Below are 13,914 nucleotides of genomic sequence, written 5' to 3' on the forward strand. Positions count from 1 at the left end.
GCGTGTATGCCAAGAGGTATGAGATGAAAAAACACCCACTAACCCTGCTGCTGGCCGGACTCTGTCTGAGCGGTCAGCTGTGGGCCGCCGCCCTGTATGACATCAATCAGGGATACAGCGGCGGCAGCCAGGTCAGTTTCAACGGCCAGATCTATGAGGCCAAATGGTATGCCAATCCGGGCCAGAGCCCTGGGCTGCAGGTCGCCAACGAGTGGGACTCTCCATGGGCCCTGATGGGTGACGATGAGGCGACCCCGCCCGACGGCGGCGCTGGCATCACGCCTCCGGTGGAGGGGGGCAGCGGCACGACCGAAGGCTCGCCCGTCTACCTGAGCCAGAGCGAGCTGGATGCCAAGGAGAAAGCGCTCACCGACTTCCCGGCCATGGCGGCAGTCAAGGCCTCTATCGCGACCCGCGACAACGCCGTGGTCGAGGCGGTGGCCCCCGGGCTGCCGCTCAATCCCGCCAACGTCAAGCGGGTCGAGGGGTTGATCAGCGAGTCGCAGTTCAACTTCCTGTTCCCGCTGCGGGCCCCGGAATACACCTATCGCGGCTTCCTGCAGGCGGTGGCCAAGTTCCCGGCCTTCTGCGGCGACTACAGCGACGGACGCAATGCCGAGGCCATCTGCCGCAAGTCGCTGGCCACCATGTTTGCCCACTTCGCCCAGGAAACCGGCGGTCACGAGAGCTGGCGACCCGAGCCCGAGTGGCGCCAGGGCCTGGTCTGGGTGCGGGAGATGGGCTGGACCGAGCAGATGCGCGGCGGTTACAACGCCGAGTGTCGACCGGATGTGTGGCAGGGCCAGCAGTGGCCGTGCGGAAAGTTCGAGAACGGCGAGTTCAAGAGCTACTTCGGCCGTGGCGCCAAGCAGTTGTCGTACAACTACAACTACGGTCCCTTCTCCGAGGCCATGTTCGGCACAGTGCGTACCCTGCTGGACAACCCGGAGAAAGTGGCGGACACCTGGCTCAACCTGGCCAGCGCCGTCTTCTTCTTCGTCTATCCGCAGCCGCCCAAGCCCTCCATGCTGCACGTGATCGATGGCACCTGGCAGCCCAATGACCACGACAGGCAGAACGGCCTGGTGCCGGGCTTTGGGGTGACCACCCAGATCATCAACGGCGGGGTGGAGTGCGGTGGCGCGGCCGAGCACGCCCAGTCCCAGAACCGCATCACCTACTACCAGGCCCAGGCCCAGTATCTGGGGGTGCCTGTGCCGGCAGACGAGGTGCTCGGTTGCAAGAACATGAAGTACTTTGACGAGGCGGGTGCCGGCGCCCTGCCCATCTATTGGGAGAATGACTGGAGCTATGTGCCGGGCAACCCCAATGGCGGCAAGAGCTACGCCTGCAAGCTGGTGGGCTACCAGACCCGCTTCAGTGCCTTCAAGGCGCGGGACTACAGCCAGTGCGTACAGCACTTCTTCCCCGAGGTGGTGATCGAGGACAACGGCGGTGGCACCAACCTGCCGCCGGTGGCCAACATCAGCGGCCCGAGCGAGGCGCTGGGCGGTGCGACCGTGCTGCTCTCCGGCCAGGGTTCGAGCGACCCGGAAGGCAAGCCGCTCGGCTACGCCTGGACTCTGCCTGCCGGGGCCAGCGCCTCGGATCTGACTCAGTCCACCCTGAGCGCCACCCTGCCGCCGACTCCGGTCAGCGACACCCGCTACGGCTTCGTGCTCAAGGTGACCGACGAGAAGGGGCTCAGCCGCAGTGCGACCCACGAGATCCTGATCAAGGGCAGCGGCGGCACCACGCCGCCGGATGGCAACCCGCCCTACAAAGCAGGTACGGCCTACAAGGCCGGTGACAAGGTGAGCAATATGGGGGGCAACTACCAGTGCAAACCCCACCCCTACACCGGCTGGTGCGCGGGCGCGGCCTGGGCCTATGAGCCGGGCAAGGGCACGGCCTGGGGGGATGCCTGGATCAAGCTGTGACGACTGTATTCGTTCAATAAAAAAGGCCCGTCAGGGCCTTTTTTTCATGGAGGGATGCGCTATCAGAGCGGCTTTTGCCACAGGCTCAGCAGCAGATCCTGTTCCAGCTCGTCCGGTCCCTGCTGGGTAAAGGCGTGGCGCTGTTCACCGCTGGCGCGCCAGCCGAGGCGGCTGGTTTCCAGAATGAAGCTGCGCAGGGACTGATCCATGGTCATGGCGAACTGGCAACGCTCCTGGCCCAGGGAGGTGAGACCACCGAGGGTGGGCCAGCTAAGGGGGTGTTCCATGCTCACCGGGTTGAGGCTGACCCTCAGCTGCCACTGGTGGCGCGGGCCCGGTTGCAGGTAAAGCAGGTAACCGCCCGGTGCCAGCCAGCTGACCAGTTGCTCTGTCTTGACCTTGAGATCGTTGACCAGCAGCACCTGGGCCGTACCCGGCAGGATCGGGGCGCGGGCCGGATCGGCGATGACGAACTGAGCTTCCGGCTGCGCCTTGTTGGCGGCAAAGATGGTGTTTTTGGCGATGTCGACGCCGGCAAATTGCCAGCCCGGCAGGCGCTCGGCCAGGGCGCGGCAGTAGTAGCCTTCGCCGCAACCCAGGTGGATCAGCTCGCGGGGGCCGAGCGGGGCGAGCAGGGCCGCGATGGCATCCACCAGCGGCGCCTGGTGACCCTGTTCCAGGAAGTTGCGCTTGGCGCGCATCAGGGCGCGGCTGTCACTGTCCTTGGGGTTCTTCTTGCCGGGAATGAGATCCAGATAGCCTTCCGGAGCCGGATCGAAATGGTGCTTGTTGTCGCAATAGACCCCGCGGGATGCTTCGTGAAGATGCAGGGGACTGCGGCAAAGGGGACATTGAAGATGCATACACACTCGCTTGGTTGAGGCCGGGGAAGGGCGTGCAGGATTATAGGGGAGACGATCAGAAAAGGCTGCCGTGGCAGCCTTTTTTATCCAACGGCTCTGTGCTGAGCCGTCAGGGAACCCTGTCAGCGGGTGCCAAACACCACTATTGTCTTGCCGTGGGCGGAGATCAGCTCCTGCTCTTCGAGCATCTTGAGGATCCGGCCGACGGTTTCGCGGGAGCAGCCAACGATCTGGCCTATCTCCTGACGGGTGATCTTGATCTGCATGCCATCCGGGTGGGTCATGGCATCCGGCTGTTTGGCCAGATTGAGCAGGGTCTGGGCGATCCGGCCTGTGACGTCCAGGAAGGCCAGGTTGCCGACTTTCTGACTGGTGTGCTGCAGTCGGGTCGCCATCTGACCGGAGAGACGCATCAGTATTTCCGGATTGACCTGGATCAGCTGACGGAACTTCTTGTAGGAGATCTCGGCTACTTCACAGGAGCCCTTGGCGCGCACCCAGGCGGAACGCTCCGGATTCTCGCTCTCCTCGAACATGCCCATCTCGCCCAGGAAGTCGCCCTGGTTCAGATAGGAGAGGATCATCTCCTTGCCTTCATCGTCCTTGATCAAGACGGCCACAGTGCCCTTGACGATGTAGTAGAGGGTTTCCGCTTTCTCACCCGCATGGATCAGGGTGCTCTTGGCGGGATACTTATGAATGTGGCAGTGCGACAAGAACCATTCCAGGGTGGGATCGCTTTGCGGTTTGCCAATGACCATGAGAATTCCTCTGTAGTGTCTTTTTATGGACTCGTGCGTCCGGGCAAGCTGCCAACCTTGCCATTCCTTGTATTAGTCGCAGTAGGATAAGAGCCTTTGTCTGTGCTGACAAGGCTTTGAGGGCTTTTGCCAGATCCCCTTGTGGCCTGCTGCGCTATCCCGCCCATTTTAGGGAAGATAGCGGCATCAGATGTTGATTTTGATCTAGTTCGCCTGCAAGTTCGCGAAAATGGCGGACATGTGCCGCTGCCGCACCGTCTGGGGTATGCTATGTCAGTCAGATCTGTCGTCATTAAGAGGAAATGTGAGATGAAAGCCAAGGTCAGCTGGGTGGAAGGCATGAAGTTTGTCGGCGAGAGTGAGTCCGGTCATCAGGTGACCCTGGACGGCGCCAACCCCGGCGAAGGTGCCAGCCCGATGGAGATGATCCTGCTGGCGGTGGGCGGTTGCAGCTCGATCGACGTGGTCTCCATCCTGGAGAAGGCGCGTCAATCCGTGACCGCTTGCCATGTGGAGCTGGAAGGGCAGCGAGTGGAGTCGGTGCCGCGGGTATTCGAGAAGATCCACCTCAACTTCGTCGTGACCGGCAAGGGGCTGGCGGAGAAACAGGTGGCCCGCGCCGTGGATCTGTCGATGGAAAAGTACTGTTCCGTTTCCCTGATGTTGGAAAAAGCGGTAGAAATTACCCATAGTTATCAAATTCTTGAAGCCTGATAGCCGTGACTCTTCCGATTGAATAACACCATGACATAAGGAAAGTGCAATGAAAAACATGATCGTGTTACTTCCCCTGCTGGGGCTGGCGGCCTGCAGCATGCCGCAACCGACCCAGTACCAGTACAGCCAGTATCAGTGCGGGGAAGAGCTGTTGGCCGTGACCTATGATGCCCAGGCTGACATGGTGCAGTTCCCCTATGCCGGCGTGTATCACAAGCTGGGCAGGGTAGAAGCGGAGTCCGGTGCCAAGTATTCCGACGGCGTCACCACCTTCTGGAATCAGGAAAAGCAGGCCCTCCTCACGCAGAAAGGGGTGACCCTGCTGACCTGTCAGCGCAAGTGATCGTCATGGCATGATCACAACGGCCTGCTCTCGCAGGCCGTTTTGTTTTATGGGGAAGGGATCTGTATCAGCGGGTCGGCAGGGCGCTCAGCATCTGGCTGGCTAGTTGCTGGCTCAGCTGGCGGCGTGACGCCTCCGGGATGGCCACGTCGCTGGCGAGGGAGATGGCGCTGCTCCACACCGCCTGCTGGGTACGCCGGTCGAGCAGCACTATGGCAAGGGTACCTTTGCGATCGCCGGCCTTGGCCTGCAGCCCGGGCGTCATGCCGAGGCGGGCGAAGATCTCGCCATCGCTCAGATCCTTGCTGCCCGCGACGCCGATGGCGACCCAGACATCGGCCTCGGCGAGCGGCACGCTCTGCCAGCCCTTGCTGCCCAGCTCCTGGTTGACCGCCTGCTGCACCGGCTCCAGCCAGCCCTCGGCACTGTCACCCGCATACTGGAACTGCTCGGCCAGCGCGTAGCGCGGCGTCGCCCCGAACGGCCAGCTGGCCGCCGGTCGCACCACCATGGTGCCCGACTCGACGGTCGGGGCTGCTGGGCCGCTGCTGCAACCGCCCAGCAGGGCGGCCAATACCACAGAGAGAAACGCTAACCGCATCATAAACTCCTTGGCTCAGGTGATCTTGCCGGTTTCGAGCAGTTGCTGGATCAGCGGGCGCAGGATCAGCTCCATCGCGAAGCCCATCTTGCCACCCGGCACCACTATGGTGTTCATCCGTGACATGAAGGCGCCATCTATCATCGACAGCAGGTAGGGGAAGTCCACCTGCTTGATGCCACGAAACCGTATCACCAGCATACTCTCGTCCAGACTCGGGATCACCTTGGCACTGAAGGGGTTCGAGGTATCCACGGTCGGCACCCGCTGGAAGTTGATGTGGGTGCGGGAAAACTGCGGTGTGATGAAGTTGATGTAGTCGTCCATGGAACGGACGATCGAATCGGTCACCGCCTCGCGCGAGTGACCCCGCTCCGAGGTGTCGCGAATGAGCTTCTGGATCCACTCCAGGTTGACGATGGGCACCACGCCGATGAGAAAGTCCACGTGGCGGGCCACGTTGTGATCCTCGGTGACCACGCCGCCGTGCAGCCCCTCATAGAACAGCAGGTCGGTGTCGGCTGACAGGTTTTGCCAGGGAGTGAAGGTGCCCGGCATCTGGTTGAAGGGCACTGCCTCGTCAAAACTGTGCAGGTAGCGCCGATACTGACCGCTGCCGTTCTGGCCGTACTCCTGAAAGAAGCTCTCCAGCAGGCCGAAATCGTTGGCCTCGGGGCCGAAATAGCTGATGTGGCGCCCCTGTTCGCGCGCCTTGCGGATCGCCACGTCCATTTCCGGTCGGGTGTAGCGATGAAAGCTGTCCCCTTCCACCACCGCCGCTTTGTAACCCAGCTGATGAAACATGGAGCGAAAGGCGTTGGTGGAGGTGGAGGTGCCGGCACCGGACGAACCGGTAACCGCAATGATGGGATGCTTGGCCGACATAGAATTCTCTCTTCCTTGGGAGTTCCGTTATAAAGGCATGTTCCGAGTGCGGTCAAGTGCGCCGCTTGTCGGTACTGTCTTGCAACAGGCAGCCTGGCGTGACACTTGTTACCGGGTAATCAGTGATGAAGGGGGAGTCGCGCCACAAAAAAAGGGCTGACGATGCAGCCCTGATTGAGATGGCGCAGACGCGCCGTCGTTTCGTGTAGCCAGGGCTAGCTGGCGCCTTGCTTGCTCGTCGGTTTTATCCCCACCATCACGGCCCCCAGCAGGATGAAGATCACCCCCACCGCCTTGCCCGGCTCCAGCGATTCGGCAAAGCTCGGTATGCTGACCGCCAGCAGATAGACCAGCGCATAGCTGGTACTGAGCAGGGGATAGGCGATGTTGAGCGGGGTGGAGTGCAGCGCCGCCAGCCAGCAGAGCAGCGACAGGGCATAGCAGCCCACCCCGGCGAGGATGACCAGCAGCGGCAGCGGGTGGGCCAGCATGACGGCGAGATCCGCCTGCCAGACGGGCAACTGGATCACCCCCCACTTCATGCCGAGCTGGGCCAGTGTTACCAGCACTATGCTGCCGAGCACATAGAGATACCCCTTGTGCGCGGGCTTACCCATTACCGCAGGTTCTTTGCCAACCCCACTCATAGCAAGCCTCCCAGCAAGAGGGCGCCAATGATGATGGCGCCAGCCCCCAGCCAGTTGTGATAGGTGATCTGCTCATGAAAGAACAGCCGCGAGCCTATCAGCACCAGCACCAGATTGATGCTGAGCATGGGGTAGGCCATGCTCAGCGGCAGCCGCTGCAACAGGTAGATCCAGAGCAGCATGCCGCTGCCGAGGGCCGCCACGCTGGCGATGAGCCAGGGTGACAACAGCTTCTGCCAGTGGCTGCAGGGCTGACGCTGCCAGCTGATGACCGCCTGCTTTTGCAGCATCTGGCCGCTGCAGGTCAGCAGGCACACCAGCAGGAGCAGCAGTATGTCCATCACTGGACCCCGTGGTAGATCAGCAGGGTCAGCCGATGACTCACGATCGTCTCGTCAGCGGGGGGCACAGGGCCCGTGTTGCCGTCCCTATCCGTCTTCATCAACAGGGCCACCTGACCTTTTTTACGCGCTTCTGCCAGCAAGGCAGGGAAGTCGGCGCGCGCCACGTAGCGCCCCTTGGCATCCGGATAGCCCAGCCCGTAATGCACTTCTCCCTTGCTGTCGAACAGGGTGATCTCGCTGCGCCGGGTTTCCCAGGCGAGGGAGGAGGCCAGCCCCACATCGTTGGCCAGCAGGGTGGTGGACTGTATCAGCACGGCCTGGTTGGCCTCGATGAAGCGCTCCGGCAGCTTGGAGTCGATCAGGGATTGCGGCAGCGCCCAGGGCAGGCCTATGGCCAGCACCATGGGGCAGAGCGCGCTCAGGGTCCAGCGGCGGCTGACCTCCTTCAACTGGATGAAACCGAGCAGGGCCCAGCCGGCGAAGATGATCATGGCAACCGCCAGCGCACCATGATCCTCTTCGCCGTAGACGGCGTGGCTGGGGGAGAAGGCCAGCACGGCGAGCACCGCCAGGCAGATGAGGCCGAACAGTCCGTTCAACCAGGCGTTGAGCCTGAATGCCTGCTCTTTGCCCTCCTTGAGCTTGTCCATGGCGCTGGCGGCCATCAGCATGGCCAGCGGGGCGAAGCAGGGCAGAATGTAGGTGAGCAGCTTGCCCTTGGCGATGCTGAAGAACAGCAATGGCAGTACCACCCAGGCCAGCAGATAGAGGGTCTCCGGGCTTATCTTGCGATCCTGCCAGCCCTTGCGCAGAGCGCCTGGCAACAGGCCGAGCCAGGGCAGGGTGCCGAGCAGCCCCATGGGCAGGTAGTACCAGAACGGCGCCTTGTGCTGGGCGTTGTCCGCCGCGAAGCGCTGTATATGCTCAATCCAGAAGAAGTAGTGCCAGTAATCGGGCTCGCGCAGGTGCACGGCGATGGCCCAGGGGGCGGTCAGCAGGACCGCGCTCAGGATGGCCAGCGGCCCGAAGCGCACCAGCTCGAGCAGACGGCGCTGATAGAGGACGTAGGGCACTATGACGATGACGGGTACCGCCAGGGCGATGAAGCCCTTGGTGAGAAAGCCCATGCCGCAGGCGAGGCCGAACAGCAGATAGCCGCCGATCCGGCTGCGTAGCGATCCCTCCTTGCGGATGATGTAGAAGCTGACCATGGCCGCGTTGAGCCAGAGGGTGACCATGGCATCGAGCACGCTGTAGGTGCCTATGCCGTAGACAATCAACAGCGACAGATAGATGAGCCCGGCGAGGAAGGCCTTGCGCCGGCACTGCCACAGCTGCAGCGCGAACCAGAAGATCAGCACGGCGCTCAGGCCAGTGGCGGCGGCCGAGGCGAAGCGCACGGCGAAGTTGGTGTCACCGAACAGCTGCTGGCTGATGCTGTTGAACCAGTAGCCGGCGATGGGCTTCTCGAAGTAGCGCAAGCCCAGGAAGTGGGGCACGACCCAGTCTCCGGTGCTCACCATCTCCCGGCTTATCTCGGCGTAGCGGTTCTCGTCGGGGCTCCATAGCGGCCGCTGGTCGAGCGGCAACAGGTAAAACAAGAGAAAGAACAGGGGCAGGGCCCACTTGGTCAACTTCATGACATCCTCTGTAACATTGTGTGGTGAGCGCAATGATTCATCATGCCGCCCTCAGGGGCCCGATGTGCTGCGTCATGGTTCATCCTGCCACTTTCCGGTGGCCCGATGTGTTGCGTCATTGTCTATGCGTCGGCCTTGCAGCCAAGCCATCCCTCTCGCCCTGGCAGGGTGCCGCGTACCAGCCGCCCGGCGTCCAGCTGACCGGGGTCGGATGGTAACAGATCCCCCAGTGGAACAAAGCGTATGCCGCGCTCCCTGGCTTCGCTCAGCAGGGCATCGAACTGTTCGGCCATGACGATGCCTTCCACCTCGGCGTGAATGGTGTAGACGTGAGGCGCCACCTGCGGCGGTGTGCAGAGCCTGCCCAGGATGAAAGCGTTGAACTGCGCCGCCGTCACCTCAGGGCCGACCACTTCATCGAAGGTGGGCAGATTGACCGGGATTTGCGGCGTACCGAGCTGCCCATCCTGCAACAGGGGCCGAAACAGGCCGCTGCCGCGACAGTCGCTGTTGTAGCGAAAGCCGAACTGCTCCTTGGCCTGGGTGGTGAGCGGGTCTGCCCGCCAGCCGGCGGCGGCGGAGCAGTCTACCTCCCGTCCCAGGATCTGGTTGAGCGCATCCACCCCGAGCCGGGTCTGGCGGATCAGTTCGACCTCGCCCCAGCGTCCTGTGTTGGCCTGCCAGCCGTGGTGATCCCAGGCGTGCAGCCCCACCTCGTGACGGGCGCTGTCGGTGTCGCGCATCAGGGAGCCCAGCTGTTTGCCGATGGACTTGCCGGGCCAGGCGGTGCCGGCCAGCAGTATGTCCAGCCCATAGAGGGATGCTGCGTTGGAGCGCAGCATCTTGAGCATGAAGCGGGGTTTGAGCAGGCGCCACAGGTGGCGCCCCATGTTGTCGGGGCCGACCGAGAAGAAGAAGCTGGCCTTGACCTGATGCTGGTCGAGCAGTTGCAGCAAGCGGGGAACCCCGTCACGGGTCCCCCTGAAGGTATCAACGTCGATCCGCAGACCCACATCAATCATGCTCGACTCCCGTGATGACCGCCCCTTGCAGGAAGAAGTCCAGGGTCTTGCCTATGGTCTCTTCCATTTCGATGGTCGGTTCCCAGTCGATCAGGCGGCGGGCATTCTTGATGCTCGGACGGCGGTGGGAGACATCCTGATAGCCATCGCCGTAGAAGGACTTGCTCTCCACCATCTTGAATCCAGCAAACGGCGGGAAGTGGTGGCGCAGCGGGTGGGCCTCGAACTTGGTGAGCAACACCTCGGCCATCTGCTGGATGCTGGCCTCGTTGTCCGGGCTGCCGATGTTGATGATCTGGCCATCACAGCGGTTGCCCTTGTTCTCTATGATGCGGAACAGGGCCTCGATGCCGTCCTCGATGTCGGTGAAGCAGCGCTTCTGGGCGCCACCATCCACCAGCTGGATCGGGGTGCCGTCCACCAGGTTCAGGATCAGCTGGGTGATGGCGCGGGAGCTGCCGATGCGCGCGGAGTCCAGGCTGTCGAGGCGCGGCCCCATCCAGTTGAAGGGACGGAACAGTGTGAAGCTGAGCCCCTCTTTCTTGCCATAGGCCCAGATCACCCGATCCAGCAGCTGCTTGGAGACGGAGTAGATCCAGCGCTGCTTGTTGATGGGGCCGACGATGAGGCGGGATTCATCTTCATCGAAGCTGTGATCGTCGCACATTCCGTACACCTCGGAGGTGGAGGGGAAGATGATGCGCTTGTTGTACTTCACGCAGTAGCGGACGATCTTGAGGTTCTCTTCAAAATCGAGCTCGAACACGCGCAGCGGGTTGCGGGTGTATTCGATGGGGGTGGCAATGGCCACCAGCGGCAGGATCACGTCGCACTTCTTGATGTGATACTCGATCCACTCGGTGTGGATGCTGATGTCCCCTTCCACGAAATGGAAGTTGGGGTGGCCGATGAAGCGCTCCAGTGCGCTGGCGCCAATATCCAGCCCATAGACCTCGTAACGGCCATCCTTGAGCAGGCGCTCGGTCAGGTGGTTGCCGATGAAGCCGTTGACCCCGAGGATCAACACCCGGGTCAGGCGCTCCTTGCGCAGGGCATTGCTGGCCTTGGGGCCGAGCCGCATGCCTGCCACCAGACCCAGTTCACGGGCGAGCTGGGCGCCACGCACATAGAGACCACCTTCTGCCTGGCCGGCCACGATTTCCAGCACCCCTTCACCGCAGGCGATGCGCAGCGGATCCTGGCTGAGGATGGTGCCGGGCAGCTTGTCACTGGTCTGCTCGAGATGATTTGCCTTCCACACCGTCAGCTTGCGATCGCCAGCGAAACTGAACGCGCCCGGATAGGGCTGGGTGACGGCGCGCACCAGGTTGTAGAGCGCCCGGGCCGGGTTATCCCAGTGCAGCTCGCCGTCGGCCGGAGTGCGGCGGCCATAGTAGCTGGCCTTGCTCTCATCCTGCGGGGTGAGCGAGATGTCGCCGGCGCGCAGTTTCGGCAGTTCGGCCTCCAGCAAGGTCCTGGCGGCGAGGCGCACTTTGCCATGCAGGGTCAGCGCCGTGTCGGCGTCTTTTATCTCGACGGCCTGCTGAGCGACGATGGCGCCGGCATCGGGCCGCGCCGTCATCTGGTGCAGCGTGATGCCGGTCTGGGTTTCGCCATTGACCAGGCACCAGTTGATGGGCGCGCGGCCGCGGTAGGCGGGCAGCAGGGAGCCATGCAGGTTGAAGGCCCCGGCCGAGGGGATGTCCAGAATCGCCTGCTTGAGCATGTTGCGATAGTAGAAGGAGAAGAGGGCCTGGGGCGCCAGCTCCTTGATGCGCTCGACCCAGAGCGGATGGTTGACATCCTCGGGGGAGTAGACCGGCAGATCGTGCTCGGCGCAGAGCTGGGCTACCGAGCCGAAGAAGCGGTTCTCGCCGGGATCATCGGCGTGGGTGAAGACGGCCTGGATCTCGTAGCCTGCCTCGAGCAGGGCCTCGATACCGGTACAACCGATATCGTGATAAGCAAAGACGACAACTTTCATTATTCAGCTTCCTGTTGCGAAGGAGTGGAGGCGGTACGCACGACCTGATGGATGAAGTAGCGGGGACGGGCGCGCACGTCTGTGTACATGCGGCCTATGTATTCCCCCAGCAGCCCCATGCCCAGCAGCTGTACGCCGACGAAGGTGAAGAGAATGGCAAAGAGGGTGAAGACGCCATCGGCGGCCCAGTCTGCGCCCAGAATGAGGCGCATCAGGATCAGCAGGATGGAGAAGGTAAAGCCGATGCCCGCCACCACGCTGCCGACTATGCTGAGCAGCCGCAGGGGGGTGGTGGTCATGCAGGTGACCAGGTCATACATCAGGTTGATGAGGTGCATCAGGCCGTATTTGGATTCCCCGTGGGCCCGCTCGGCATGGCCGACTTCCAGTTCTATGGTGCGGCGGGCGAAGCTGTTGGCCAGGATGGGGATGAAGGTGCTGCGCTCCTGGCAGCAGAGCATGGCGTCTATGATGTGGCGGCGGTAGGCCCGCAGCATGCAGCCGTAGTCGCTCATGTGCACGCCGGTAGCCTTCTGCACCGACTTGTTGATGAGGCGGGAGGCGGTCTTGCGAAACCAGGAGTCCTGGCGGTTGCGACGAACAGTGCCTACCACGTCATAGCCCTGCATGGCGGCCTCCACCAGACGGGGGATCTCCTCCGGCGGGTTCTGCAGATCCGCATCCAGGGTGATCACCAGATCCCCTTTGGCGGTCTCGAAGCCGGCCATGATGGCGGCATGCTGACCATAGTTGCGATTGAGCAGCACCCCGACCAGCTTGCTGCCATCTTTGGCGGCGGCCTCGCTGATGATCTCGGTGGAGCCGTCGTGGCTGCCGTCATCGATGAGGATCACCTCGTAATCCTGGGGCAGGAGTTCGCAGGCGGCCGTGACCCGGCTCAGCAGCACGGGCAGGCTGGCCTCCTCGTTGTAGACGGGGATGATCACCGAAACCAGCTTGATGTCTGTGTTGTTCACGTGTCGTTACTCCAATATGTCGATGAGTGCCGCGACCACACGGTCAACGTCGGCCAGCGTCATGTCCGGGAAGAGTGGCAGGGTGCACAGGCGCGATGAGTTCCACTCGGTATGAGGCAGGCTGAGCGTCGGGTAGCGCTCGCGGTAGTATTTCTGGGTATGGGCGGCCCTAAAGTGCAGCCCTGTGCCGATGCCGCGCTCCTGTAGCGCCTGCATCAGCCGATCCCGGTCCAGACCACAGCGTTCGGGGTCGACCCGTACCATGAACAGGTGCCAGGCGTGCAGATGGGAATAGGCGGGCACGGCGAGCGGCATCAGCGGCAGGCCGGTCAGTTTTTCCTGATAGCGGGCCACCAGCTCGGCTCGCCTGGCATTGAGCTCGGGCAGGCGCGCCAGCTGCACCAGGGCGATGGCGGCGTTGATGTCGGCCAGGTTGTACTTGAAGCCCGGAGTGATCACTTCCGCCTGCGGCTTGCGGCCCAGGCTCATGCGATCGAAGGCATCCACCCCCAGCCCGTGAAACTTCAGCATGCGGGCCTTGTCCGCCAATTCCTTGTCATCGGTCACCAGCATGCCCCCTTCGGCGCAGGTCAGGTTCTTGATGGCATGGAAGGAGAAGATGGCGGTGCCGGTGGCGCCAATCCAGCGCTCCCGGTAGCGGGTGCCGACCGCGTGGGCCGCATCCTCGATGACGGGGATGCCGTGCTGGCGTGCCAGGTCGAGGATAGGGTCCAGATCGACGGGGGCACCGGCGTAGTGGACCGGTATGATGGCTTTGGTCCTGGCGGTGATGAGCGGCGCTATCAGTTCGGCGCTGGTCATCAGGGTGTCCCTGTCCACGTCGACGAAGACGGGCTCTGCGCCGAGCAGGGTGATGATGTTGATGGTGGAGACCCAGGTCTGGGAGGGGGTGATCACCTCATCCCCAGGACCTATCCCCAGCGCCATCAGGGTGACGTGCATGCCGGCGGTGGCGGAGCAGAGCGCGACCGCATGCTGGCAGCCGAATGTGTCACAGAATTGCTGCTCCAGCTCGTGATTCTTCGGGCCGGTAGTGATCCAGCCCGATTTCAGCACCTCACAGACAGCACTTATCTCAGCGTCGCCGATGGCGGGCTTTGAAAATGGCAGAAAATCTTGCATAAGCGATCCAACAATGAATATTAATCAGTGCCCAGCAGGCGGGGCAG

Annotated in this window: 14 protein-coding genes; 3 read left to right on the forward strand and 11 right to left on the reverse strand. The window is 62.6% G+C overall.

What is annotated here, in order from left to right:
- Positions 1-23 precede the first annotated feature (23 nt).
- A complete protein-coding gene (locus BN1128_RS14780; protein ID WP_042870081.1) occupies positions 24-1,940 on the forward strand; it encodes a glycoside hydrolase family 19 protein in 1,917 nt (638 codons plus the stop codon).
- 62 nt (positions 1,941-2,002) lie between these two features.
- Here BN1128_RS14780 and BN1128_RS14785 read toward each other — a convergent pair whose 3' ends face one another.
- Together BN1128_RS14785 and crp are read right to left on the reverse strand one after the other, a co-directional pair.
- Positions 2,003-2,803: a putative RNA methyltransferase gene (locus BN1128_RS14785; protein WP_042870083.1), complete on the reverse strand. Its 801-nt coding sequence runs from the start codon at positions 2,801-2,803 to the stop codon at positions 2,003-2,005.
- 122 nt (positions 2,804-2,925) lie between these two features.
- A complete protein-coding gene (crp, locus tag BN1128_RS14790; RefSeq protein WP_042870085.1) occupies positions 2,926-3,564 on the reverse strand; it encodes a cAMP-activated global transcriptional regulator CRP in 639 nt (212 codons plus the stop codon).
- 309 nt (positions 3,565-3,873) lie between these two features.
- On the opposite strand from crp, the gene BN1128_RS14795 reads away from it, so the two are divergent.
- Complete coding sequence (locus BN1128_RS14795; protein WP_005311765.1) at positions 3,874-4,278, forward strand: OsmC family protein; 405 nt, start codon at positions 3,874-3,876, stop codon at positions 4,276-4,278.
- A gap of 49 nt (positions 4,279-4,327) precedes the next feature.
- Positions 4,328-4,624 (forward strand): MliC family protein, encoded by a 297-nt coding sequence (locus tag BN1128_RS14800; RefSeq protein WP_042870087.1) that lies wholly within the window; start codon positions 4,328-4,330, stop codon positions 4,622-4,624.
- Between the two features lie 67 nt (positions 4,625-4,691).
- Here BN1128_RS14800 and BN1128_RS14805 read toward each other — a convergent pair whose 3' ends face one another.
- The 9 genes from BN1128_RS14805 to arnB all read right to left on the reverse strand — a co-directional run bounded on the left by BN1128_RS14805 (position 4,692) and on the right by arnB (position 13,867).
- Complete coding sequence (locus BN1128_RS14805) at positions 4,692-5,225, reverse strand: DUF4136 domain-containing protein (RefSeq protein ID WP_042870089.1); 534 nt, start codon at positions 5,223-5,225, stop codon at positions 4,692-4,694.
- A 15-nt stretch (positions 5,226-5,240) separates the two neighbouring features.
- The gene (locus tag BN1128_RS14810) at positions 5,241-6,110 is read right to left on the reverse strand and encodes a phosphoribulokinase (RefSeq protein ID WP_042870090.1); all 870 of its coding nucleotides are present in this window, start codon (positions 6,108-6,110) and stop codon (positions 5,241-5,243) included.
- A gap of 215 nt (positions 6,111-6,325) precedes the next feature.
- Positions 6,326-6,757, reverse strand: coding sequence for a 4-amino-4-deoxy-L-arabinose-phosphoundecaprenol flippase subunit ArnF (gene arnF / locus BN1128_RS14815; RefSeq protein ID WP_042870092.1), 432 nt, complete (start codon positions 6,755-6,757; stop codon positions 6,326-6,328).
- On the reverse strand, positions 6,754-7,098 hold the full coding sequence (locus tag BN1128_RS14820; protein ID WP_042870094.1) for an EamA family transporter: 345 nt from the start codon (positions 7,096-7,098) through the stop codon (positions 6,754-6,756). The genes arnF and BN1128_RS14820 overlap by 4 nt, the downstream gene beginning before the upstream one ends.
- The gene (gene arnT / locus BN1128_RS14825) at positions 7,098-8,741 is read right to left on the reverse strand and encodes a lipid IV(A) 4-amino-4-deoxy-L-arabinosyltransferase (protein WP_042870096.1); all 1,644 of its coding nucleotides are present in this window, start codon (positions 8,739-8,741) and stop codon (positions 7,098-7,100) included. Before arnT ends, BN1128_RS14820 begins: the two co-directional genes overlap by 1 nt.
- 122 nt (positions 8,742-8,863) lie before the next feature.
- Positions 8,864-9,763 (reverse strand): 4-deoxy-4-formamido-L-arabinose-phosphoundecaprenol deformylase, encoded by a 900-nt coding sequence (arnD, locus tag BN1128_RS14830; RefSeq protein ID WP_042870098.1) that lies wholly within the window; start codon positions 9,761-9,763, stop codon positions 8,864-8,866.
- The gene (gene arnA, locus BN1128_RS14835; RefSeq protein ID WP_042870101.1) at positions 9,756-11,747 is read right to left on the reverse strand and encodes a bifunctional UDP-4-amino-4-deoxy-L-arabinose formyltransferase/UDP-glucuronic acid oxidase ArnA; all 1,992 of its coding nucleotides are present in this window, start codon (positions 11,745-11,747) and stop codon (positions 9,756-9,758) included. The genes arnD and arnA overlap by 8 nt, the downstream gene beginning before the upstream one ends.
- A complete protein-coding gene (gene arnC / locus BN1128_RS14840; RefSeq protein ID WP_042870103.1) occupies positions 11,747-12,724 on the reverse strand; it encodes an undecaprenyl-phosphate 4-deoxy-4-formamido-L-arabinose transferase in 978 nt (325 codons plus the stop codon). The genes arnA and arnC overlap by 1 nt, the downstream gene beginning before the upstream one ends.
- 6 nt (positions 12,725-12,730) lie before the next feature.
- A complete protein-coding gene (gene arnB, locus BN1128_RS14845) occupies positions 12,731-13,867 on the reverse strand; it encodes a UDP-4-amino-4-deoxy-L-arabinose aminotransferase (RefSeq protein ID WP_042870104.1) in 1,137 nt (378 codons plus the stop codon).
- Between the last annotated feature and the right edge of the window lie 47 nt (positions 13,868-13,914).

This window comes from Aeromonas piscicola (assembly GCF_000820005.1).
GTDB lineage: Bacteria > Pseudomonadota > Gammaproteobacteria > Enterobacterales > Aeromonadaceae > Aeromonas > Aeromonas piscicola.

Bases quoted from the DNA above. Each gene is read 5' to 3' on its own strand.
- BN1128_RS14795 (WP_005311765.1), top strand. From the start codon at position 3,874: ATGAAAGCCAAGGTCAGCTGGGTGGAAGGCATGAAGTTTGTCGGCGAG.
- arnT (WP_042870096.1), bottom strand. From the start codon at position 8,741: ATGAAGTTGACCAAGTGGGCCCTGCCCCTGTTCTTTCTCTTGTTTTAC.
- BN1128_RS14820 (WP_042870094.1), bottom strand. From the start codon at position 7,098: ATGGACATACTGCTGCTCCTGCTGGTGTGCCTGCTGACCTGCAGCGGC.
- BN1128_RS14780 (WP_042870081.1), top strand. From the start codon at position 24: ATGAAAAAACACCCACTAACCCTGCTGCTGGCCGGACTCTGTCTGAGC.
- arnA (WP_042870101.1), bottom strand. From the start codon at position 11,747: ATGAAAGTTGTCGTCTTTGCTTATCACGATATCGGTTGTACCGGTATC.
- BN1128_RS14805 (WP_042870089.1), bottom strand. From the start codon at position 5,225: ATGCGGTTAGCGTTTCTCTCTGTGGTATTGGCCGCCCTGCTGGGCGGT.
- arnF (WP_042870092.1), bottom strand. From the start codon at position 6,757: ATGAGTGGGGTTGGCAAAGAACCTGCGGTAATGGGTAAGCCCGCGCAC.
- BN1128_RS14810 (WP_042870090.1), bottom strand. From the start codon at position 6,110: ATGTCGGCCAAGCATCCCATCATTGCGGTTACCGGTTCGTCCGGTGCC.
- crp (WP_042870085.1), bottom strand. From the start codon at position 3,564: ATGGTCATTGGCAAACCGCAAAGCGATCCCACCCTGGAATGGTTCTTG.
- BN1128_RS14800 (WP_042870087.1), top strand. From the start codon at position 4,328: ATGAAAAACATGATCGTGTTACTTCCCCTGCTGGGGCTGGCGGCCTGC.
- arnB (WP_042870104.1), bottom strand. From the start codon at position 13,867: ATGCAAGATTTTCTGCCATTTTCAAAGCCCGCCATCGGCGACGCTGAG.
- BN1128_RS14785 (WP_042870083.1), bottom strand. From the start codon at position 2,803: ATGCATCTTCAATGTCCCCTTTGCCGCAGTCCCCTGCATCTTCACGAA.
- arnD (WP_042870098.1), bottom strand. From the start codon at position 9,763: ATGATTGATGTGGGTCTGCGGATCGACGTTGATACCTTCAGGGGGACC.